Here is a 21,546-nt window from a genome sequence, read left to right as displayed (position 1 = left end):
TTGGTGCCCACGGAGGGACTCGAACCCCCACACCTCGCGGCACATGGACCTGAACCATGCGCGTCTACCAATTCCGCCACGTGGGCATGCAAACAACGGTACAGCTTTACAACAAGGTAGCATTTGGTGCCCACGGAGGGACTCGAACCCCCACACCTCGCGGCACATGGACCTGAACCATGCGCGTCTACCAATTCCGCCACGTGGGCAATCAAAACAACCGGACAGCATTTACAACAGGGTAGCATTTGGTGCCCACGGAGGGACTCGAACCCCCACACCTCGCGGCACATGGACCTGAACCATGCGCGTCTACCAATTCCGCCACGTGGGCAATACAACACTGCATGCTACCTGCAACATTCGACAAGCCGGCGCTGGTGCCCACGGAGGGACTCGAACCCCCACACCTCGCGGCACATGGACCTGAACCATGCGCGTCTACCAATTCCGCCACGTGGGCGCTGGACTTGCTTCTTGCTGCATTTGCTCGACGTTGCCGCCGAATTCCGCTACGATATCAGGCTTTGCCGTTTTGCGCTAGACCAACTTTCGTTTGTCGCGCAGCGTGCTTCACCGAATCTCGCGGCTTTCTTCGTCTGCGGCTGGGCCGTATCCGAAGAGACCGAAAGTATAGCGGATGAATGAAAAATGTCAAAGGGGCACGCTACGCCACGAAGTTAGGCGAATCACCCGGTACTCCGGTACACTACGCCCGTCACTGTGTCAATCCAACACTCTTGCGCTCGATTAATCGGACTCGAATATTAATGGGACCAGATTCATCCAGCGCGAACACACCGAACAAGAAAACGATTTGAAGCACCCAACTCATACCATTCCAAGCCGCGAGGAAATCCTCGGCGTATTCCGCCAGGCCAAGGGACCGCTCGATAGCGGTGCCGTGGCCCGAGCCCTGCAAGTCAACCCGGAAGCGGAAGGCGTGCTGGCGCGCCGCTTGAATGCGATGGAGCGGGATGGACAGATCCGCGCCAATCCCGCCGGCCAGTTTGCCCTGACTGACCACTCCAGCTTCATTTCCGGCCGTGTCAGCGCCCACCGCGACGGCTTCGGCTTCGTGATCCCGGACGAGGGCGGCGACGACCTGTTCTTGAACGACAAGGAAATGCAGAAGGTGCTGCATGGCGACCGCGTGATGGCACGCGTCGTCGGCACCGACCGCCGCGGCCGTGCCGAGGGCACGATCGTCGAAGTGGTCGAGCGCGCCAACACGCACATCATCGGACGCCTGCTGAACGAGAACGGTGTCTGGGTCGTCGCGCCGGAAGACAAGCGCATCGGCCAGGACATCCTCGTGGCCGGTTCGCCCGGCAAGGCCAAGAGCGGCCAGGTCGTCAGCGTCGAACTGGTCGAGCAGCCTTCGCGCTTCCGCCAGCCGACCGGCAAGATCGTCGAAGTGCTGGGCGAGCTGGACGACCCGGGCATGGAGATCGAGATCGCCGTGCGCAAGTTCGGCGTGCCGCACATCTTCTCGCAAGCGGCCGTCAAGCAGGCGAACAAGCTGCCGAACGAGGTACGCGACAGCGACCTGGGCGAACGCGTCGACCTGCGCGACGTGCCGCTGGTGACGATCGACGGCGAGGATGCGCGCGACTTCGACGATGCCGTCTACTGCGAACCCGTCAAGATCGGCCGCGCCAAGGGATACCGCCTGCTGGTGGCGATCGCCGACGTCAGCCACTACGTCAAGCCGGGCGATCCGCTCGACGACGACGCGATCGAACGCTCGACGTCCGTCTACTTCCCGCGCCGTGTGATCCCGATGCTGCCCGAGAAGCTGTCCAACGGCCTGTGCTCGCTGAACCCGGCCGTCGACCGCCTGACCCTGGTGTGCGACATGGTCGTGAGCAGCGAAGGCGAAGTGAAGGCCTACCAGTTCTACCCGGCCGTGATGCACTCGGCTGCGCGCATGACCTATAACGAGGTCGCCGCCATCCTCGGCAACACGAAAGGCCCGGAAGCGGCGCGCCGCCCGGCCATCGTGCCGCACCTGCTCAACCTGAACGAGGCGTTCCGCGCCCTGCTCAAGGCGCGCCAGCAGCGCGGCGCGATCGACTTCGAGACGACCGAGACCTACATCGTCTGCAACGCGATGGGCAAGATCGAGAAGATCATCCCGCGCACCCGCAACGACGCCCACCGCCTGATCGAGGAATGCATGCTCGCCGCGAACGTGTGCGCGGCCGACTTCCTGATCCGCCACAACCAGCCGAGCACCTTCCGCATCCACGCGGTGCCGACCGAGGAAAAGCTGAACCAGCTGCGCCAGTTCCTCAAGCTGGCCGGCCTGAACCTGGGCGGCGGCACCACGCCGCAAGCGCGCGACTACGCCGAGCTGATGCAGAAGATCAAGGAGCGCCCGGACGCGACGCTGCTGCAGACCATGCTGCTGCGCTCGATGCAGCAGGCCGTCTACAGCCCGGACAACGTCGGCCACTTCGGCCTCGCCTACGAGCACTACGCCCACTTCACCAGCCCGATCCGCCGCTATCCGGACCTGCTGACGCACCGCGCCATCAAGGCCGTCCTGAAGGGCAAGAAGTACGAGCCGACCGACATCGACCTGTCCAAGCTGAACACGACGATTTCGAACGCGGCGCGCAAGCAGGCCGCCAAGGACCGCGCCAACGGCAAGCAGAAGGATCCGAAGGACCTGACGATCTGGGACGCGCTCGGCGTGCACTGCTCGGCCAACGAGCGCCGTGCCGACGAAGCCTCGCGCGACGTCGAGAACTGGCTCAAGTGCTTCTACATGAAGGACCGCCTGGGTGAATCGTTCACCGGCGTGATCTCGGGAGTGACCCCGTTCGGCATCTTCGTCCAGCTCGACGAGCTGTACGTCGAGGGCCTCGTGCACGTCACCGGCCTGGGCCAGGATTACTTCCAGTACGACGAGACGCGCCACGAACTGCGCGGCGAGCGCACCGGCCAGGTGTATGCCCTGACCGGCCGCGTGACCGTGCAGGTGGCCCGCGTCGACCTCGAGTCGCGCAAGATCGACCTCGTGCTGGCCGAACAGGCGACGGCCGAGCCGGCGCCGCTGGAGCGCGCCCGCCAGGCCGCGCTGGAAGCGCGCGAATCGAAGCCGCCGCGCCGCCGCAAGGCCAAGGGCAAGAACGGCAACGGCGGCGTGCCCGCCAGCGCCCAGGAAGTGCACGTGACGCCGGCCGAGCCGGCCGCCGTGCTGCCCGAACTCCACGGCGACGACGACGACGACGTCGTGTTCGTGCCGCCGACCTCGCGCAAGCGCCGCGGCAAGCCGGCCGCCGCGCCGGCGCCGGCGGCTGCTCCCGTCGTCGCCCCCGCCACCGCTCCGGTGGTGGAGAAAGAACAGGCCGCGCCAAAGAAGCGCGCGGCGAAGAAACCCGCGGCCCCCGAGGCCGTGGACACAACGAGCGCTTCCGCAAAAGCGCCGAAAGCAGCATCCAAAACCAGGAAAAAGAAGTAATCGATGAAAAATAAAATGATTTTCGGCTTCCACGCCGTGACCTCGCGCTTGCGCCACGAGGCCCAGTCCGTGGAAGAGATCTTCGTCGACGCGACGCGCCAGGACCGCCGCATGACGGACCTGATCGCGAACGCGAAATCGGCCGGCGTGCGCGTGATGCCCGTCGACGCCGAGCGCCTCGACAAGATCGTCGGCACCCGCCGCCACCAGGGCGTGATCGCGTTCGCCAGCCAGCTGACGCTGGCGCGCAACCTGGACGAGCTGCTCGACGCCGTCGACGGCCCGCCGCTGCTGCTGATCCTGGACGGCATCACCGACCCGCACAACCTGGGCGCCTGCCTGCGCGTGGCCGACGGCGTCGGTGCGCATGCCGTGATCGCGCCGAAGGACCGCTCCGTCGGCCTGAACGCGACGGCCGCCAAGGTCGCCAGCGGCGCCGCCGAGACCGTCCCCTACATCACCGTGACGAACCTGGCGCGCACCATGCGCGACCTGAAGGAACGCGGCATCTGGCTGATCGGCACCTCCGACGACGCCGACAAGGGCCTGTACCAGGGCGACTTCACGGGCCCGACGGCGCTGGTGATGGGGTCGGAAGGCGAGGGCATGCGCCGCCTGACCCGCGAGACCTGCGACATGCTGGTGTCCATTCCCATGTTCGGCTCCGTCGAGAGCCTGAACGTCTCGGTCGCGTCGGGCGTCTGCCTGTACGAGGCGCGCCGCCAGCGCCTGGCCAAAGACCCGCAATAATCGACATGCGGCCGCTGCGCGGCCGCACGTCGTCCCTGCGAAGGCAGGGACCCAATGTACGCATGAGCCGCGTCGCGACCACACGTCGTCCCTGCGAAGGCAGGGACCCAATGTACGCATGAGGCGCGACGCGGCCGCACGTCGTCCCTGCGAAGGCAGGGACCCAATATACGCATGAGCCGCGTCGCGGCCACACGTCGTCCCTGCGAAGGCAGGGACCCAATGTCGCACGAGTTGCGTCAGCGCACACAGAAATTGGACCCCCGCCTTCGCGGGGGCGACGGGCATGTTTTATTTCCCTCATAAGCAAATGCGCCGCGGATCGGCTACCATCTGCCTGTCCCGCTTTCGTTTCTACCCATGTTTTCCAAGCTGCGCGAAGATATCCAGAGCATCATCCAACGCGACCCCGCCGCGCGCAACGGCTGGGAGGTGCTCACCTGCTATCCCGGCCTGCATGCCGTCGTCATGCACCGCTGGGCGCACGCGTGCTGGCGCGCCGGCTTCAAGTGGCCGGGACGCTTCATTTCCTACCTGGCCCGCATCGTCACGGGCATCGAGATCCATCCGGGCGCGACCATCGGCCGGCGCGTATTCATCGACCACGGCTTCGGCGTCGTGATCGGCGAGACGGCCGTGGTCGGCGACGACTGCACGATCTACCAGGGTGTCACGCTGGGCGGCACCACGCTGGTGGCCGGCACCAAGCGCCATCCGACGCTGGAGCGGGGCGTGATCGTCGGCGCCGGGGCCCAGGTGCTGGGTGCGTTCACGGTGGGCGAGTACGCGAAGATCGGCTCGAACGCCGTCGTCGTCAAGCCGGTGCCGGCGGGCGCCACGGCGGTCGGCAACCCGGCCCACATCGTGCGCAAGGAAGAGCAGTCGCGCAGTGCCCAGATGTTCGCCGCCTACGGCGTCACGCCCAACGGCGACGATCCGCTGTCGAAGGCGCTGCGCAACCTGATCAACCACGTCGCCCAGCAGGACGAGCAGATCGAGCGCCTGTGCGCCACGCTGAAGGGCGCCGGCATTTCCTGCCAGGGCATCGACGAGAGTGATAAACTCGACCAGGTCCAGCTCAACCGCCTGGTCGAATGATTCCATAGAGGACCGCAATGCAAGACAACATCCCGGGCGCCTTCGACCCGGCCTCCGACCTCGACCCCTTCGAAATCCGCGTGCTCGGCGTGCTCGCCGAAAAAGAGGCGCTCACGCCCGACAACTATCCGATGTCGCTGAACGCGATCATGAACGGCTGCAACCAGCTGTCCAGCCGCGATCCCGTGATGCAGCTGTCGGAAGACGTCGTGCACGACACGCTGCAGCGCCTCATGCAGCGCAAGCTCGTCAACGGCATGTCGCAGGCCGGCGCCCGCGTCGTCAAGTACGAGCACCGCATGCGCATCAAGTGGACGCTCGAGCAGGACAAGGTCGCCGTGCTGACGGTGCTGATGCTGCGCGGCCTGCAGACCGCCGGCGAGATCCGCGCCCGCACGGGCCGCCTGCACGAATTCAAGTCGGTCGCCGACGTGGAAGCGGCGCTGCAGTTCCTGGTCGACAAATACCCGCCGCTCGTGGCGCGCCTGGAACGCGCGCCGGGCACCAAGGAGCCGCGCTACGGCCAGCTGCTGGGCGGCGAAATCGACGTGGCGCGCGCCGACTCCGCATTCGGCGCCGCCAGCGCCCCCACGGTGCCGTCCTCATTGTCGTCGTCCGGCAGCCGCACGGCCCAGCTGGAGCAGGAAGTGGCCGCGCTGCGCAGCGAGGTCGACGAGCTCAAGGCGCAGTTCGCGGCGTTCCGCCAGCAGTTCGAGTAAGCCCGGCTATTCCTTGGCCGCGGCCACGGCCTCCGGCACCTCCGGCGGCGCATACTCCAGCTCCACGATGGCGTCGTTGCTCCAGCTGGTGTCGCCGATCGGCGCGCTGAACGACTTGCCGCGCACCTTCAGCGCCAGGCTGCGCTCCCCGTCGCGCAGCGTGGCTGCGGCCAGTTTCGCGTCGACGTGGTGCGGCCAGCTGCGGTCGCCGCCTTTCGGCGTGAACCCCTTGAACCACGAGCACCAGTCCGTGGTGAGCAGCACGCCATTCACCAGCCCGACCGCCCAGAACGGCGCCTCTTCCTTCCCCATGGCGATCATCACCCTGCAGTCGAGGCGGATGTCGCCGAGCCGGCGCTGGTTGTCGGGCAGGCCCGGCGTGCGCACCCAGGGCATCACCCGGGCGTCGCGCTTCTTGCGGTTGAGGACCAGTTCCGCCTTCGCGTCATACGCTGCCTGGCTGCGCGCCACGGCAAAGCGGCGCTCCCCGTCGAGCGTGAGCGGAATCGAGAAGTCGTCGGCGGCGATGCGGGCCAGCGGTGCCTCTCCGCTCCAGGCCTTGTCGCCGCGCGTATCGACCTTGAACAGCAGCTGCGGGACGTTCGGCGCCAGGGCGTGCTGCGCGTCGAACATGTCGAGCCCCGCGGCGATGGCGCGGTAGGTCCAGCGCTCCGGATTCTTGATGGCGTTGATGTGGACGGTGCCGGGATCCTTGCCTGCGTCCTTGCCCTCGTCCTCCGTGTCCTGCGCACCCGCGATGCCGCAGCAGCACGCGAGGCCCAGCACGGCGGCCACGGAAAGACGCTTCATCATGGCGTCCATCTCAACCCTCGTCGCGCCAGCGGCGCAGGCGGGTCGCGCCGAACAGCATCAGGGCACCGGCGGCCGCGCCGATCCAGGCGTCGATGCCGGCCAGCGAGGCGTAGGCGCTCGTCACGATACTGTTGCCGTCGACGCCGAACTGGGTCGGCTGCAGCGGCTGCGGCATGCCGGGATAGGTGTACCAGATGCCGGGGACGACGCCGCTCAGCAGGCGCGCCACGACGTCCTGGGCGACCGGCATCAGCGGCAGTTCCTGGCCCGAGAAGTTGAGCAGGGCGGTGCTGATCCACTTCATGAGGATCAGGCCGACGACGGGAATGCCCACGGCCCACAGGAAGGGTTTCGTGCGCGCCCAGCTCGATACCAGCAGCAGCCAGCCGACGGTCGGCAGCGCCCACACGACGTAGACGGGCAGCAGGGCGACGAGGCGCAAGGGTCCCAGGTACAGGTCGGGCGAGGCCAGCACGGGCCCGAACATGTTCATGCCCTGCAGGCCCACGGCGGCGCAGACGATGAACAGCAGCGCCAGCGAGGCGACGGTGGCGATGGCGATGGCGATCAGCGGCGCGACGATCATCGCGGTGGCGGCCTTCGACACCACCGTCATCGGGTCCGAGACGGGCAGCGATTTCCAGAACAGGATGCTGCGGTCGCGGCGCTCGTCGTACAGCGCGCCCAGGCAGTAGAAGAACACCACGGCCGACAGCACCAGCAGCAGCGGCGTGGCGGTGGCCAGGTAGGAGCTGCTGGCGATGCGCGCGATCATGATCCTCAGGTCCGCGGAGACCAGCACGTGCATGCTGTCGCCGCCGAAGGTGCGTCCGTTGACGGTCACATGGCCCGGCATGCCGTAGTTGAAGATGCCGTAGCCGATGGTCCCGCCCACCAGCACCACCAGGAGCGCACCGACGATCGCGGGCGCCCAGAACATGGCGCCCTTGTGTTCCCAGAACTCGCGCTGCAGCAGCCATTTCATCGTGGTCGTGTTCATGCGTAGCTTCCTTTCATGGTCGCGACGAACAGGTCGGCGACGCTGGGATTGCGGGTTTCGCCGAGGGCGGCCAGCTGCTGGCGCAGGCCGGCGCCGGCGCCGTCCGCGTTGCCGGCATCGAACAGCATGACGGCCTTGCCGAACACGGTGCGGCGGTCGATCGGCTGCAGCGCATTGGCGGCGCTGATCTTGTCGTGCGAGACCATCACCTCGATGTAGCGCTCGCCGATTTCCTCCATCGACGCGGCCAGCACGATGCGGCCGTCGCGGATGAACATAAGGTCGGTGAGGATGTGCTCCACTTCCTCGACCTGGTGGGTCGTGATGACGATGGTCTTGTGCTCGTCAAAATAGTCTTCCAGCAGGTTCTGGTAGAACTGCTTGCGGTACATGATGTCCAGGCCCAGCGTCGGCTCGTCCAGCACGAGCAGCTTGGCGTCGATGGCCATGACGAGCGCCAGGTGCAGCTGGACGATCATCCCCTTCGACATCTCCTTGACCTTCATCGCCGGCTGCAGCTTGGTGTTGGCGATGTAGCGCTCGGCCTTGGCGCGGTCGAAGCGCGGATGCACGCCGGCCACGAAGTCGATCGCATCCTTCACGCGCAGCCAGCGCGGCAGGATGGCGACGTCGGCGATGAAGCACACGTCCTGCATCAGGTCGTCGCGCTGGGTGCGCGGGTCGAAGCCCAGCACGGACAATTCGCCCTCGAACGGGATCAGGCCCAGCGCCGCCTTCAGCGTCGTGGTCTTGCCCGAGCCGTTGGGGCCGATCAGGCCGACGATGCGGCCGGCGGGAATGGTGAAGTCGATGCCGTCGACGGCGGTGCGCTTGCCGTAGCGCTTGGTGAGGCCCTTGGCGGAGAGGACGGTGTTCATGACTGGCTCCCATGCTGGTCGCGCAGCAGCACATCGACGTTCAGGCCGAGCTGGCGGATGCGCTCCAGCATGGCCGGCCATTCCTCGCGCAGGAAGCGCTCGCGTTCGCTGGCGAGCAGTTTTTCGCTCGCTCCTTCCGTGACGTACATGCCGATCCCCCTTCGTTTTTCTACTAAGTTGTCGTCGACCAGTTCCTGGTAGGCCTTGGAGACCGTGATCGGATTGAGCTGGTATTCCGCCGCGATCTGGCGCACGGAGGGCAGGGCGTCGCCGGCCTTGAGCGCGCCGTCGAGCATCATGCCGATCACCTTGTCCTTCAGCTGCCGGTAGATGGGTGTGTTGTCATTCCAGCCGATGGTCATCGATGGCCTCCTGTCGTGATGCTGCCTGTCGTGTCATGCCTGCCTCCACGGCGGTGATGTAATGAGATGGTGTGGTAGTAAGGTACAACACCATCTCACTGGAGGTCAACACGGGATCGGTATGGCTATCAGAACTGATAGGGGCGAAGCCTGGTAGACATGCCGGCAAGGCCGGCGTAGACTTCGATAGTTTCTTTTTTGCAACTAACGATCGCTATGCCACGTCACGCCATGAAGCCGGTCCTCGTCGCCTCCTTGCTCGCGCTCCTGGCCGGCTGCGCTTCGAACACCGCTTCGCGCATGGGCACGGCCGCCGCCACGCCCTTGAGCGACCTGGGAATCAAGAAGGTCGATATCCCCGCCGTGCTGGTCAGCGCGAGGGAACATCCCTATCTGCTTCCCGCCGCGCACGGTTGCGCCGTCATCGCGCTGGAAATCCGCAAGCTGGACGAGGCGCTCGGCCCCGACCTCGACGTGCCCGATCCGGAAGAGGAGGCGAGCAGGATGGAAAAGGCGAACAAGCTGGCGAACGACCAGGTGGTGGGCGCCGTGCAGCGAACGGCGGAAGGCCTGGTGCCGTTCCGCGGCTGGGTGCGCAAGCTGAGCGGCGCCGAGCGCTACTCGAGCCAGGTGTCGGAGTCCGTGATGGCCGGCTCCGTGCGGCGCGCCTTCCTGAAGGGCGTGGCCGTGGCGCAGGGGTGCAGGCTGCCGGCTGCGGCGCAGGAAACGAAAAAGATCTAGTAGGGTGGGCACCACGTGCCCACCGGCAGTTGAGGGTGCGACGGCGCTAGTGGGCATGTGGTGCCCACCCTGCGTTACACCACCGGGATGACTGCGCCGTCGAGGGCGTGCCGCGTAATGACGCCGGCACCATCGATGGCGATCCAGCCGCCCCGCATCGGTTGCTGGTCCAGCTCCCAGTCGGGCAGCACGTAGCGCCGGCGCTGCGTGGACGCATCCGTGTGCAGGGCGGGGCGGTGCGTATGGCCGTGGATGATGACGTCGGCGCCGCTGTCCGCATGCAGGTCGGCGATGGCGGACGGGGTGACGTCCATGATCTCGTAGGACTTGTCGCCCTGAGCGGCACGGCTGCCTTCGCGCAGGCCCGCGATGATCGCCTTGCGCTGCGCCAGCGGCATCGCCAGGAACTGGCTTTGCCAGGCCGGATCGCGCACCTGGGCGCGGAAGGCCATGTATTTGTCGTCGTCGGTGCACTGGGCGTCGCCGTGCACGAGCACGATGCGGGTGCCGGCGAAGTCTTCCACGTGCGGCTCGTCCAGCAGCGTGAGCCCGGCCGCGTCGGCGAACCCGGAGCTCACAAGGAAGTCGCGGTTGCCGTCCATCCAGTAGACGCGCGTGCCGGCATCGGCCACGCGCCGGATGGCAGCGGCGATGGAACGGTTGAACCGGTCGGCGAGGTCGTCGTCGCCGGCCCAGTATTCGAAGATGTCGCCGAGCAGGTAGAGCCGCTCGGCGTGGACCGCGCGCTCGGCCAGGAACGCCAGGAAGGCGTCGGCCGTGCGCGGATGGGCCGCCTGCAGGTGCAGGTCGGAGATGAAGAGCGCAAGCGTGCGCGCGGCTGCTGCCGTCGATACGGTCATCGTGTTTCCAGGATGACCGCAGAGGCAGCGCGCCTCCGCGTCACGCCTGCCATCGTTGATTACTGGACGACTTCGACTTTCTCGATGACGACTGCCTCGCTCGGCACGTCCGAGTGCATGCCCGAGCGACCGGTCTTGACGGTGTTGATCTCGTCGACGATGTCCTGGCCTTCGACGACCTTGCCGAACACGGCATAGCCCCAGCCGTCCTGGCCCGGGTAGTTCAGGAAGTCATTGTTCTTGGTGTTGATGAAGAACTGGGCCGAGGCCGAGTGCGGGGCCATGGTGCGGGCCATCGCGATGGTGTACTTGTCGTTCTTCAGGCCGTTCTTGGCTTCGTTCTCGACGGTCTGCTCGGTCGGCTTCTGCGACATGTCCGGCGCGAAGCCGCCACCCTGGATCATGAAGTCCTTGATGACGCGGTGGAAGATGGTGTTCGAGAAGTGACCCTTGTTCACGTAGTCGAGGAAGTTGGCAACGGTCTTCGGCGCTTTTTCGGCGTCCAGTTCGATCTTGATGTTGCCCTTGTTGGTGGTCATCAGCAGCGTGGTCATCTGTATTGTCCTGTTCTGTTGGTTGATGGAAGCCCGCAAAGCCGTCGCGAGCATCGCAGGCCGAACCTGCAATGCGCAGCAGGTTCGGCGCGCTTCCAAGGTTATCGGACCGTTATTTTACCCGCTTGTCGGCTTTCACGACGGTCGCGGACTGGATCACGATCGGCGTCACCGGCACGTTTTCCATGCCGCGCACGTCGTCGACGACGACGCCCTTGATCTTGTCGACCACGTCCTCGCCCTTCACGACCTTGCCGAACACGGTATAGCCGCCGTTCATTTCCGGATAGTCGAGGCCGGGGTTGTCGACCACGTTGATGAAGAACTGCGAGGTGGCCGTGTCCGGATTCGCCTCGCGCGCCATCGCGACGCTGTACTTCACGTTCGACAGGCCGTTATTCGCTTCGCTCTTGATCGGCTTCTTGGTGGCGCGGCCGGCCAGCTTGGCATCCATGCCGCCGGCCTGGATCATGAAGCCGTCGATCACGCGGTGGAAAATGGTGCCCTTGTAGAACCCTGATTTCACGTATTGCAGGAAGTTGGCCACGGTGACGGGCGCCTTTTCCTGGTTCAGCTCCAGCACGATCTCGCCCATCGACGTCTTCAGCGAGACCTGCGGATCGTCGGCCGCGAAGGCGGCGGCGGACAGGGTCAGGGCCGCCAGGGCAGTGGCGCAGCGGGTGGCCAGGCGCGTGCCCGGGGATTTCATCGTGAACATTCGTGGGTTCTCCTCTGTGGACAGAGCGCAAAGCGGTGTCAAGGGTTTTGTCGAAAAATAAACCTGTGGCATATGCGGCCAGTCAGGATTTTATCAATGCTATACTTTGCGACGGACTGCCGATTCTATCAAAAGCGAAAAACCGGCAGGCTCGTACGCGTTCAAGCGCGGTGCGGGCCTGGTGGCGGCATTCCCGACGTCCGGCGCCGGCCCCCATCCCCGGCAATGCGCGCGTGCACGTCGTGCTCCAACCCTCTAGCCAACATCCGATGAGCCAACTTAAGATCTACAACACGCTCGCGCGTGACAAGCAGTCATTCGTTCCCCTCCAACCCGGCAAGGTCAATATGTACGTGTGCGGGATGACGGTCTACGATTACTGCCACGTGGGTCACGCCCGGATGATGATGGCGTTCGACGTCATCTACCGCTGGTTCAAGGCGTCGGGCTACGAGGTCAAGTACGTGCGCAACATCACCGACATCGACGACAAGATCATCAAGCGCGCCGTGGACAACGGCGAAACCATGTCGGCGCTGACCACGCGCTTCATCAAGGCCATGGACGAGGACACGTCCGCGCTGGGCATCCTGGCGCCGGACTTCCAGCCGCGTGCCACCGACTACGTGCCGCAGATGCTGTCCATCATCGATCGCCTGGAAACGAAGGAACTCGCGTACCAGGGCGAGGATGGCGACGTCAACTACGCCGTGCGCAACTTCCCCGGTTACGGCAAGCTGTCCGGCAAGTCGCTGGACGACCTGCGCGCGGGCGAACGCGTCGACGTCAATACAGGCAAGCGCGACCCGCTCGACTTCGTGCTGTGGAAGGCCGCCAAGGCATCCGAGCCGGCGGAAGCGAAGTGGGACTCGAAGTGGGGCATCGGCCGTCCGGGCTGGCACATCGAGTGCTCCGCGATGTCCTGCGCCATGCTGGGCGAACACTTCGACATCCACGGCGGCGGCGCCGACCTGCAGTTCCCGCACCACGAGAACGAGATCGCCCAATCGGAAGGCGCGTTCGGCGCGCCGATGGCCAACTACTGGATCCACAACGGTTTCGTCCGCGTCGACAACGAGAAGATGTCCAAGTCCCTGGGCAATTTCTTCACGATCCGCGACGTGCTCAAGAAATACGATGCCGAAGTCATCCGCTTCTTCATCCTGCGCGCCCACTACCGCAGCCCGCTGAACTATTCGGACGTGCACATCGACGACGCCAAGGGCGGCTTGACGCGCCTGTACACGGCGCTGAATGGCATCGACCTCGGCAGCGATTCCGTCGCCGTCGACTGGAACGAGGCCCATGCCCAGCGTTTCCGCGACGCGATGGACGACGACTTCAATACGCCGCTCGCCGTGGCCGAACTGTTCGACCTGGCCTCCGAGGTGAACCGCAGCAAGTCGCTGGCCGATGCCCGCCAATTGAAGGCGCTGGCCGGCGTGCTGGGCCTGCTGGAACGCAGCCCGCAAGCCTTCCTGCAAGCCGGCAATCCGGGCGAGGGGGCCCTCGACGAAGCCGCCATCCTGGACGCCATCGCGCGCCGCGCCGCCGCCAAGAAGGCGCGCAGCTTCGCCGAGGCCGACGCCATCCGCGCCGAACTGACGGCGGCCGGGGTCGTGCTGGAAGACAAGCCGGACGGCAGCACCAACTGGCGCCGCGCCTGACCTCCGCTTTCCGGACGACAGCAGAGCATGGCACTTTCCAAGGACCTCGCGGGCGCCGATCAGGCGCTGCCTGAAGCGCCGCCCTACGTTCCGGCGTACTGGGCGGAGGCGAAGGCCGAGCTCATGGGCCGCGACCGCATCATGAACAAGCTGATCCCCCAGTTCGGGGACCTGCAGCTGCGCGGCCATCCCGACCCGTTCACCACGCTGGCACGTTCCATCGTCGGCCAGCAGGTGACGGTGAAGGCGGCGGAAGCGGCCTGGACGCGCCTGCGCACGCTGAGCCCGAAGATGACGCCGGCCCAGATCCTGAAGGTGGGCGCCGCCGAACTGGCCGCTTGTGGCCTGTCGAAACGCAAGACCGAATACATCCTCGACCTGGCCGACCACTTCAAGGCGAAGCGCGTGCACGCCGACCAGTGGTCGCAGATGGAGGACGAGGCCGTGATCGCGGAACTGGTCCAGATCCGCGGCATCACGCGCTGGACAGCAGAGATGTTTTTGATATTTAATCTGCTCAGGCCAAACGTGCTGCCGCTGGACGACCCCGGCCTGATCCAGGGCATCAGCCAGAATTATTTCTCGGGCGAGCCCGTCTCGCGCAGCGATGCGCGCGAGGTGGCGGCGAACTGGGAGCCATGGCGGACCGTTGCCACATGGTATTTATGGCGTAGCCTGGACCCGATTCCAGTATAAAATAGCCCCCTTTTTTGGGACTCTCGAAAAACTTGTCGTTCATATACGCTGGTTTCTCAAGGCTCCTTGATGCCGCGCGGACGATCTTCCGCGGCCAGAAACAACCCCGGAGGTACAATGACCAAAACCACTTTCCTCAGTTTTGAACAACCGATCGCCGAGCTCGATTCCAAAATTGAAGAGCTTCGTTTCGTGCAGGACGATTCGGCCGTCGACATCTCGGAAGAGATCGACCGCCTGGCCAAGAAAAGCCAGCAGCTGACGAAAGACATCTATGCCAAGCTGACCCCGTGGCAGGTCTCGCAGATCGCGCGCCACCCGCAGCGTCCGTACACGATGGACTACGTGAACGCGATCTTCACCGACTTCCACGAACTGCACGGCGACCGTACCTTCGCGGACGACCAGTCGATCATCGGCGGCCTGGCCCGCTTCAACGGCCAGTCCTGCATGGTCATCGGCCACCAGAAGGGCCGCGACACGAAGGAGCGCGCGATGCGCAACTTCGGCATGCCCCGTCCGGAAGGCTACCGCAAGGCCATGCGTCTGATGAAGCTGGCCGAGAAATTCAACCTGCCGATCTTTACCTTCGTCGACACCCCGGGCGCGTTCCCCGGCATCGACGCCGAAGAGCGCGGCCAGTCCGAAGCCATCGGCCACAACCTGTACGTGATGGCCGAACTGAAGGTGCCCCTGATCGCCACCATCATCGGCGAAGGCGGCTCCGGCGGCGCGCTGGCGATCGCCGTGGGCGACGCCGTGCTGATGCTGCAGTACTCCACGTACTCCGTCATCTCGCCGGAAGGCTGCGCCTCGATCCTGTGGAAGACCTCGGAGCGCGCCGCCGAAGCGGCCGACGCGCTGGGCCTGACCGCGCACCGCCTGAAGGCCATCGGCCTCATCGACAAGATCGTCAACGAACCGCTGGGCGGCGCCCACCGCGATCCGAAGGCGATGGCCCAGCTGCTCAAGCGCGCGCTGGCCGACACGCTGCGCCAGTTCCAGGGCATGAAGACCAAGGACCTGCTGGACGCCCGCCACGCCAAGCTGATGGCCTACGGGAAGTTCAAGGAAACGCTGCCGCGCGAAGAGTGAGTTCCCATCCTGCTGCAAGCGTCGCGCAGGCGCTGACCCGGTTCATCGAGGGCCTGCGCGAACCGTACTTCCCCGACGCCTCCCCCCGCATTGCCGTCGCCTTGAGCGGCGGCCTCGACTCGATGGTCCTGCTGGACCTCGCCGCCGACCACGTGCGCGCGCACGGCGGCGTCTTGTTCGCCTTCCACGTCCACCACGGCCTGAGTCCCAACGCCGATGCCTGGCGCGACCATTGCGCCGCCAGCGCGGCCGCGCTGGACATCCCCTTCGACACGCGCGCCGTCGCCGTCGACAAGGGCAGGAGCGGCATCGAGGCGGCCGCGCGCAAGGCCCGCTACGCGGCGCTGGGCGCCATGTGCCGCGCGCACGGTGTCGATTTGCTGCTCACCGCCCACCACCAGGACGACCAGGCCGAGACCGTACTGCTGCAACTGCTGCGCGGTTCCGGCGCGTCCGGCCTGTCGGGCATGGACGGCGCCAACCGCGCGCCGGCCCTGCTGGGCGACGAACGCCTCGTGATGGGGCGTCCGCTGCTGGCCCATGCCCGCGCCGAACTCGAAGCCCATGCGCGGCAGCGCGGCATCGCCTGGGTCGAGGACGAATCGAATGCCGACCCGCGCTATACCCGCAATGCGCTGCGCCACCAGGTGATGCCCGTGCTGGACCAGCTGTTCCCGGGCTTCCAGGGGCGCATCGCCCGGTCCAGCCTGCACGTGCAGTCGGCCCGCCGTTTGCTGGACGAGCTGGCGGCGCAGGACCTGGCCGCCTGCCTCGACGGCGACGGCCTCGATCTCGCCCGGCTGCGCTCCCTCAGCATCGACCGCATCAACAACCTGCTGCGCCACTGGTTCGCCGTGCGCCGCCTGGCAATGCCGTCGACGGCCTTGCTGGCGCAGATGGTCGCGCAGACGCTGTCGGCGCGCGAAGACGCGCAACTGCTGGTGGCGCATCCCGAATGCGAGGTGCGCCGCCACCGTGACCGCCTGTACCTCGTGCCCAGGCTGCCCGACCTGGCCGGCATGCGCGACCCGTACGACGCCGGCATCATCGAGAAATATGCCCAGGCATTCCGTTGGGAAGGGCAGGGCAGCATCGCCTTCCCGGACTACGGCGGGGTGCTGTATTTCGACGGCGCGGAGCACGGCTTCGATGCCGCCTGGCTGCGTGCCCAGCCGCTCGAGATCGACTTCCGCAAGGGCGGCGAGAAACTCAAGCTCGCCGCGAACCGGCCCACGCGCAGCCTCAAGCAATTGTTCCAGGCGAGCGGCGTCCCGGCCTGGGAACGCACCCGCCTGCCCATCGTGGGCAATGGCGCCGACCTGCTGTTCGCGGCCGGGCTCGGCATGGATTGCCGCCATCTGGGCGCCGGTCCGGGCCGCATCGCGCTGCGCTGGGAATCGACCGTCGCGCCTGTCTAGACAGGTATCGACAGGCGGTAAGGCCTCATGCCGTTACCGCATGTCGATATTCCAATTCCATATAGTTTTCCGCCGATGACAGCTTGTTATTCTGCATAGCAGCATGTAGAGTAAAAGGCTCTTTTGATTTTTTACAAGCGGAAATCCCCCAGCATGGCCTTTATAGTCCACAAATATGGCGGTACGTCGATGGGCTCGACGGACCGCATCAAGAACGTCGCAGCCCGCGTCGCAAAATGGCATGATGCCGGCCACCGTATCGTCGTCGTCCCGTCGGCAATGTCGGGCGAAACCAACCGCCTGATCGCGCTGGCCAAGGAACTGATGCCGCAGCCGGACCCGCGCGAACTGGACATGATCGCCTCGACCGGCGAACAGGTGTCGGTGGGCCTGCTGGCGATGGCGCTGCAGGCGCGCGGCAAGGACGCGGTGTCGTACACCGGCTGGCAAGTGGGGATCAAGACCGACTCGGCATTCACCAAGGCGCGCATCCAGTCGATCGACGACAAGCGCGTGCAGGCCGACCTGGACGCCGGCAAGATCGTGATCATCACGGGCTTCCAGGGCGTCGACGACCACGGCAACATCACCACGCTGGGCCGCGGCGGCTCGGACACGTCGGCGGTGGCCATCGCGGCCGCGCTGAAGGCCGACGAATGCCTGATCTACACGGACGTCGACGGCATCTACACGACCGACCCGCGCGTGGTCGACGAGGCGCGCCGCCTGTCCAAGATCACGTTCGAGGAAATGCTGGAACTGGCCTCGCTGGGCTCGAAGGTCCTGCAGACCCGCTCCGTCGAATTCGCCGGCAACTACCGCGTGCCGACGCGCGTGCTGTCGTCGCTGACCGACCCCATGATGCCGCTCGACGAGGAAGCCAAGTCGGGCACCCTGATTTCGTTTGAGGAAGAAAGTAATATGGAACAAGCCGTCATCTCGGGCATCGCCTTCCAGCGCGATGAAGCCAAAATCACCGTGCTGGGCGTGCCGGACAAGCCGGGCGTCGCCTTCCACATCCTGGGCCCGATCGCCGATGCCAACATCGAGGTCGACATGATCATACAGAACGTGTCGGTCGACGGTAAAACCGACTTCACGTTCACCGTGTCGCGCAACGAGTACCAGCGCGCCATGGCCGTGCTGGAAGCGAACAAGGACGTCCTGGGCTTCGCCCGCCTGGTCGGCGACGGCAAGGTCTCGAAGGTCTCGGCCGTGGGCGTGGGCATGCGCAGCCACGTCGGCGTCGCCTCCCAGATGTTCCGCACGCTGTCGGAAGAGGGCATCAACATCATGATGATCTCGACCTCCGAGATCAAGATTTCGGTGCTGATCGACGAGAAATACATGGAGCTGGCCGTACGCGCGCTGCATAAGGCCTTTGCGCTGGAGCAAGCTTAACGTTTTCTAAAAAAAATGGCCGTGCTTCCTTGACCAAATGAAGTGTGGCCATTAATATGCGTGCACTCAGCGACAACGAGCAACACTGTGAAGCTGATTGGAGGCGTGGCCGAGTGGCCGAAGGCACTTCCCTGCTAAGGAAGCATACGGGCTTAAACCTGTATCGTGGGTTCGAATCCCACCGCCTCCGCCAAAGATTCAAAGAAAAAAGCGACCGCAAGGTCGCTTTTTTCTTTTCCGCGGCCAGGGACGCAGCCCCCAGCCCCCAGGCCCAGGCTTGCGGGTTGTTTGCTTCTAAAGTCTCTTCATTGTTTCGCGGATGGAAATCGCGGGTGGCTGACAAGTAAAACCTGCTCGGCGTGACAACTGCTAAGCACCAGGCATCGACCTCACGCCGTTGTCCTTGAAGACCATCGGCGCCACGTGGATCGACATCGGTTACTAGTGGTCGCCGAGAGTTGCCGACCCAGCGATTGGTTGCATGAGTTCGATCAGGTTGCCCCAAGGATCGCTGAAAAAAGCAAAACGCAGGCCCAGGCCCGGAGCATCCCGCGCTTCGCTGACGATCCTGACGTCACGCCGCTTGAGCTCGGCTATCGCAGCGTCGACATCATCCACGCGCAGGCATAGATGGTGCCAACCGCCATCGGCGTGGGTGTCGCCGAGTTGCTCGTAGCTGGGGCGGACCCCGCACCCCGGCCCGGCAATGAATTCGATGCGGAAGTCGTCGTCCGCCGGCGGTGACAGGAACGCCAGCATTTTTTCGCCCAACGGCATGGTGTGCGTGATGCGGAAATCGAGTTTTCCGGTGTACCAGGTCGCCGCGGCGTCGAAGTCCGGTACTCGAATACCGACGTGGTCGCCTTTCCAGGAGGCGAATGGACTGGATGAGGCAGCGGGTGCTGCGGTATTCAAAGAAACCATGACATCTCCTGACAAATCTGGATCGTGATCGGCCGCGTTGGACGCGTTTTCGTGTTCGCGTTGGCGACCAGTTAGTACGGGCAGGTGGCGGCCATGATCTGCGCCACCACGGCATCAATCGTATCCGGAGTCATCTCGATTGATAATCGGGTTGCGGCCGAATAGACTGTTCGCCATGAAGAACAATCACGAACCGTCGCTGGATGATTTGTCAGTCTTTGTCATGGTGTGCGAAGCCAGGGGATTCCGTGCCGCAGCCAAACGGCTCCATTTGTCGCCGTCCAATGTCAGCGAGATCATCTCGCGTTTGGAAGCGCAGTTGGGTGTGCCGCTATTGACCCGTAATACGCGCAGCATCATGCCGACGCAAGCGGGAAGGGAGCTCCAGGCACGCCTGGCGCCGCTGCTGGCCGAGGCCCGTGCTGCTTTGCGTGACGTGAACGATGCAGGAACGGACGTGCGAGGCGTTCTGAAGTTGAACGTCGCCGGATCGGTCATGGTCGATATCCTGCCGCCGTTGATCGACCGCTTCCTCGTACGTCATCCGCAAGTGCGGGTCGAGCTGGTCGTGGATGATCGGCTCATCGATACCATCGCCCACGGCTGTGATGCCGGTATCCGCTACGGGGAGCACCTATCCCAGGGCATGGTCGCGATACGGATTGGGCCGCGTTACCAGCAGCTCGCCCTTGCGGCGGCCCCATCGTACCTAGAAGCGCGCGGTCGTCCAATGCATCCGACTGAAGTCATGCAACATGCCTGCGTGCGCCTCCGTTTTTCCAGTGGTGCACTGACGGCCTGGGATTTCGAACGGAGCGGGGAAACCGTCACGGTAGATCCTCCAGGTCGTCTGATCATCGGCGTCGATGCGGCTGTCGCAGGTATCGAGCTCGCGTGCGCTGGACACGGCCTGATCTGTACGTTCAGGAATTGGCTTACCCCGTATTTTGAACGAGGCGCGCTTGAACCCGTGCTAGAGGAATGGTGGCAAACCTTTGAAGGCCCGTGGCTGTACTTTTCGGGCCGGCGTATGCCTGCGCCGTTGCGGGCATTCGTGGACCTGATCACTGCCGAATCGCTGAACTAGCGCTTACACCGCAAAGTTTCCGTTAGTCCGAGTAGATGCAACCAGCGGTTTTCAATCGTCCACATCCGATTGGCTGCCAAAAGGTCTTCGGTGGAGTGGAAGGCATGGAAAAACATATCGATTAGCCCAATGACGCTGTAATTTGCTCGACATTGAACCTGTTTCCCTTTGGCAAGATAACGTTTAGTCGGCGGTGGACATTAGGCTGCTAGTTTTGCCGCTGTACGTTGCCGCCAAAAATTGATGCTTCAGTAAAATTTGGCCAAGTCGTTGAGCATGGTAGCGGTTACACAGGAATGGCAAAGGCAAGTCTGGATCGGACTTAGAAAGCAATGGGGAGGGCATAGATGTTGACGGGACCAAAAATCCGCCAGCCGAAGCTGGCGGTAAAAGTCGATTCATGCAAATCAACTAGATGAAGCTCGGCACCATACCGCACCATGGTTGCAATTTGATGACATGACGTATTTTATTAATGCGGAAGGGATATCTTTTTCGCAACCGACGACAGTCGCGAGCGCAAGTCTCAGCTTCTTGAGGGCTGACCTTAAAGCACGGTACGAACAGACCGTTTGAAAAGTCCGCTTTAGCTCCACAGCGGCTTGGAGTGACAGTTCGAGACTTTTTCAGCTCGGCAACCTGCTATGCTGAGCCGAACGGCCGGGTTCGGCCAGGAGCGGACCTTTTACTCAGGCAGCAGGTGAAGTCAAATACACTCTCAGCTAATGATCAAGCTTACAGATTTACAAGATTCTCGCGCAGTTATTGACGACCTCGCACAGGCCTATGATTTCGATATCGATCGCGCTTCAGGGAACTATTCGTGGATCAGGATCTCCCCGGAACATAGGTTCCTTGTGATCGCAGGCGAAAGCACCGGCGGCGCATTTCTTGCGTATGGCAACGGCGACTTCGACGGAATGCCAATCCTTTACGTAACGTCAGAAGGCCAGGCAGGTAAGGTCGGTTCCAATCTCAGTGAGTTTCTCGCCATTGTTGTAGCAGTACCTTACTGGCAAGACCTGCTCAAATTTTCGGGCGGTGGCGACCTAGCAGAGATGCGAAGAGCGGCTGCACTCGTACATGAAAATTATGCCGAGGACGAAATAGTCACTAGAGCGAAGACGCATATGATGAAAGTCCTGGCGATACAAGAGATTTCCGATCCCTGAATCGCCACCATTTTCCTAGATACTCTGCAGCCGTAAAAAATGCCGCTTTTCAAACTCGACTGGCGACAGCCGTTTATTGAAGCTGTGGCGCCGCTTCGGATTGTAGAACATCTCGATGTAGTCG

General features: G+C 64.1%; 22 protein-coding genes and 5 tRNA genes. 14 read left to right on the top strand and 13 right to left on the bottom strand.

The features are described from left to right. Position 1 precedes the first annotated feature (1 nt). The 4 genes from ACI1V7_RS26370 to ACI1V7_RS26355 all read right to left on the bottom strand — a co-directional run bounded on the left by ACI1V7_RS26370 (position 2) and on the right by ACI1V7_RS26355 (position 463). Positions 2-86 (bottom strand) — tRNA-Leu (locus tag ACI1V7_RS26370). Between the two features lie 38 nt (positions 87-124). Further along, positions 125-209, bottom strand: a tRNA-Leu gene (locus tag ACI1V7_RS26365). Positions 210-249: 40 nt separating this feature from the next. Further along, positions 250-334, bottom strand: a tRNA-Leu gene (locus ACI1V7_RS26360). Between the two features lie 44 nt (positions 335-378). Continuing rightward, a tRNA-Leu gene (locus ACI1V7_RS26355) sits at positions 379-463 on the bottom strand. 14 nt (positions 464-477) lie between these two features. Between ACI1V7_RS26355 and ACI1V7_RS26350 the strand changes: the two genes are divergently transcribed. From ACI1V7_RS26350 to ACI1V7_RS26330, 5 genes are all read left to right on the top strand, one after another. Then, on the top strand, positions 478-648 hold the full coding sequence (locus tag ACI1V7_RS26350; protein WP_404535253.1) for a hypothetical protein: 171 nt from the start codon (positions 478-480) through the stop codon (positions 646-648). A 169-nt stretch (positions 649-817) separates the two neighbouring features. Further along, entirely contained in the window at positions 818-3,469 is a 2,652-nt protein-coding gene (gene rnr / locus ACI1V7_RS26345) for a ribonuclease R (RefSeq protein WP_404535251.1), read from the top strand. 3 nt (positions 3,470-3,472) lie between these two features. Beyond that, complete coding sequence (gene rlmB / locus ACI1V7_RS26340; RefSeq protein ID WP_404535248.1) at positions 3,473-4,219, top strand: 23S rRNA (guanosine(2251)-2'-O)-methyltransferase RlmB; 747 nt, start codon at positions 3,473-3,475, stop codon at positions 4,217-4,219. Positions 4,220-4,579: 360 nt separating this feature from the next. Beyond that, positions 4,580-5,317 carry a serine O-acetyltransferase gene (cysE, locus tag ACI1V7_RS26335; protein ID WP_404535245.1) on the top strand — a complete coding sequence of 246 codons (738 nt, stop codon included), beginning with the start codon at positions 4,580-4,582 and terminating at the stop codon, positions 5,315-5,317. 17 nt (positions 5,318-5,334) lie between these two features. Continuing rightward, on the top strand, positions 5,335-6,036 hold the full coding sequence (locus ACI1V7_RS26330) for a YceH family protein (RefSeq protein WP_404535243.1): 702 nt from the start codon (positions 5,335-5,337) through the stop codon (positions 6,034-6,036). Between the two features lie 6 nt (positions 6,037-6,042). On the opposite strand, the gene ACI1V7_RS26325 is transcribed toward ACI1V7_RS26330, so the two are convergent. The 4 genes from ACI1V7_RS26325 to ACI1V7_RS26310 are packed head-to-tail and all read right to left on the bottom strand — an operon-like array spanning position 6,043 to position 9,089. Then, a complete protein-coding gene (locus ACI1V7_RS26325) occupies positions 6,043-6,849 on the bottom strand; it encodes a hypothetical protein (protein ID WP_404535241.1) in 807 nt (268 codons plus the stop codon). Positions 6,850-6,859: 10 nt separating this feature from the next. Then, positions 6,860-7,849 (bottom strand): hypothetical protein, encoded by a 990-nt coding sequence (locus ACI1V7_RS26320; RefSeq protein ID WP_404535239.1) that lies wholly within the window; start codon positions 7,847-7,849, stop codon positions 6,860-6,862. Continuing rightward, positions 7,846-8,727 carry an ABC transporter ATP-binding protein gene (locus ACI1V7_RS26315; protein WP_404535237.1) on the bottom strand — a complete coding sequence of 294 codons (882 nt, stop codon included), beginning with the start codon at positions 8,725-8,727 and terminating at the stop codon, positions 7,846-7,848. Before ACI1V7_RS26315 ends, ACI1V7_RS26320 begins: the two co-directional genes overlap by 4 nt. Then, entirely contained in the window at positions 8,724-9,089 is a 366-nt protein-coding gene (locus tag ACI1V7_RS26310; protein ID WP_404535235.1) for a GntR family transcriptional regulator, read from the bottom strand. Before ACI1V7_RS26310 ends, ACI1V7_RS26315 begins: the two co-directional genes overlap by 4 nt. Positions 9,090-9,305: 216 nt before the next feature. On the opposite strand from ACI1V7_RS26310, the gene ACI1V7_RS26305 reads away from it, so the two are divergent. Continuing rightward, complete coding sequence (locus ACI1V7_RS26305) at positions 9,306-9,830, top strand: hypothetical protein (protein ID WP_404535232.1); 525 nt, start codon at positions 9,306-9,308, stop codon at positions 9,828-9,830. A 74-nt stretch (positions 9,831-9,904) separates the two neighbouring features. Here the strand turns inward: ACI1V7_RS26305 and ACI1V7_RS26300 are convergent, their stop codons facing one another. From ACI1V7_RS26300 to ACI1V7_RS26290, 3 genes are all read right to left on the bottom strand, one after another. Then, positions 9,905-10,690 carry a UDP-2,3-diacylglucosamine diphosphatase gene (locus ACI1V7_RS26300; RefSeq protein ID WP_404535230.1) on the bottom strand — a complete coding sequence of 262 codons (786 nt, stop codon included), beginning with the start codon at positions 10,688-10,690 and terminating at the stop codon, positions 9,905-9,907. A gap of 59 nt (positions 10,691-10,749) precedes the next feature. Further along, a complete protein-coding gene (locus ACI1V7_RS26295; RefSeq protein WP_404535228.1) occupies positions 10,750-11,244 on the bottom strand; it encodes a peptidylprolyl isomerase in 495 nt (164 codons plus the stop codon). 112 nt (positions 11,245-11,356) lie between these two features. After that, complete coding sequence (locus ACI1V7_RS26290) at positions 11,357-11,962, bottom strand: peptidylprolyl isomerase (protein ID WP_404535226.1); 606 nt, start codon at positions 11,960-11,962, stop codon at positions 11,357-11,359. Positions 11,963-12,231: 269 nt separating this feature from the next. Here ACI1V7_RS26290 and cysS point away from each other — a divergent pair, with 269 nt between their 5' ends. The 6 genes from cysS to ACI1V7_RS26260 all read left to right on the top strand — a co-directional run bounded on the left by cysS (position 12,232) and on the right by ACI1V7_RS26260 (position 18,432). Beyond that, the gene (cysS, locus tag ACI1V7_RS26285) at positions 12,232-13,629 is read left to right on the top strand and encodes a cysteine--tRNA ligase (RefSeq protein WP_404535223.1); all 1,398 of its coding nucleotides are present in this window, start codon (positions 12,232-12,234) and stop codon (positions 13,627-13,629) included. 27 nt (positions 13,630-13,656) lie between these two features. After that, positions 13,657-14,325 carry a DNA-3-methyladenine glycosylase family protein gene (locus ACI1V7_RS26280; RefSeq protein WP_404535221.1) on the top strand — a complete coding sequence of 223 codons (669 nt, stop codon included), beginning with the start codon at positions 13,657-13,659 and terminating at the stop codon, positions 14,323-14,325. A gap of 117 nt (positions 14,326-14,442) precedes the next feature. After that, positions 14,443-15,420 carry an acetyl-CoA carboxylase carboxyltransferase subunit alpha gene (locus ACI1V7_RS26275; protein WP_290414183.1) on the top strand — a complete coding sequence of 326 codons (978 nt, stop codon included), beginning with the start codon at positions 14,443-14,445 and terminating at the stop codon, positions 15,418-15,420. Further along, positions 15,417-16,838, top strand: a complete 1,422-nt coding sequence (gene tilS, locus ACI1V7_RS26270) for a tRNA lysidine(34) synthetase TilS (RefSeq protein WP_404535219.1) — start codon at positions 15,417-15,419, stop codon at positions 16,836-16,838. Before ACI1V7_RS26275 ends, tilS begins: the two co-directional genes overlap by 4 nt. Before the next feature lie 153 nt (positions 16,839-16,991). Further along, positions 16,992-18,239 carry an aspartate kinase gene (locus ACI1V7_RS26265; protein WP_404535217.1) on the top strand — a complete coding sequence of 416 codons (1,248 nt, stop codon included), beginning with the start codon at positions 16,992-16,994 and terminating at the stop codon, positions 18,237-18,239. A 99-nt stretch (positions 18,240-18,338) separates the two neighbouring features. Continuing rightward, a tRNA-Ser gene (locus ACI1V7_RS26260) sits at positions 18,339-18,432 on the top strand. Between the two features lie 248 nt (positions 18,433-18,680). Here ACI1V7_RS26260 and ACI1V7_RS26255 read toward each other — a convergent pair. Continuing rightward, a complete protein-coding gene (locus tag ACI1V7_RS26255) occupies positions 18,681-19,163 on the bottom strand; it encodes a VOC family protein (protein ID WP_404535215.1) in 483 nt (160 codons plus the stop codon). Positions 19,164-19,338: 175 nt separating this feature from the next. Between ACI1V7_RS26255 and ACI1V7_RS26250 the strand changes: the two genes are divergently transcribed. Together ACI1V7_RS26250 and ACI1V7_RS26245 are read left to right on the top strand one after the other, a co-directional pair. Beyond that, the gene (locus tag ACI1V7_RS26250) at positions 19,339-20,250 is read left to right on the top strand and encodes a LysR family transcriptional regulator (RefSeq protein WP_404535213.1); all 912 of its coding nucleotides are present in this window, start codon (positions 19,339-19,341) and stop codon (positions 20,248-20,250) included. Between the two features lie 725 nt (positions 20,251-20,975). Further along, a complete protein-coding gene (locus tag ACI1V7_RS26245) occupies positions 20,976-21,422 on the top strand; it encodes a hypothetical protein (RefSeq protein WP_404535210.1) in 447 nt (148 codons plus the stop codon). A 15-nt stretch (positions 21,423-21,437) separates the two neighbouring features. Here ACI1V7_RS26245 and ACI1V7_RS26240 read toward each other — a convergent pair. Then, a partial coding sequence (locus tag ACI1V7_RS26240) for an IS3 family transposase (protein WP_404535373.1) occupies positions 21,438-21,546 on the bottom strand: 109 nt, incomplete at its 5' end.

It is taken from the genome of Massilia paldalensis, from assembly GCF_044901715.1.
Taxonomy (GTDB): Bacteria; Pseudomonadota; Gammaproteobacteria; order Burkholderiales; family Burkholderiaceae_D; genus Telluria; species Telluria paldalensis.
This window is presented reverse-complemented; position numbering and strand designations above follow the sequence as displayed.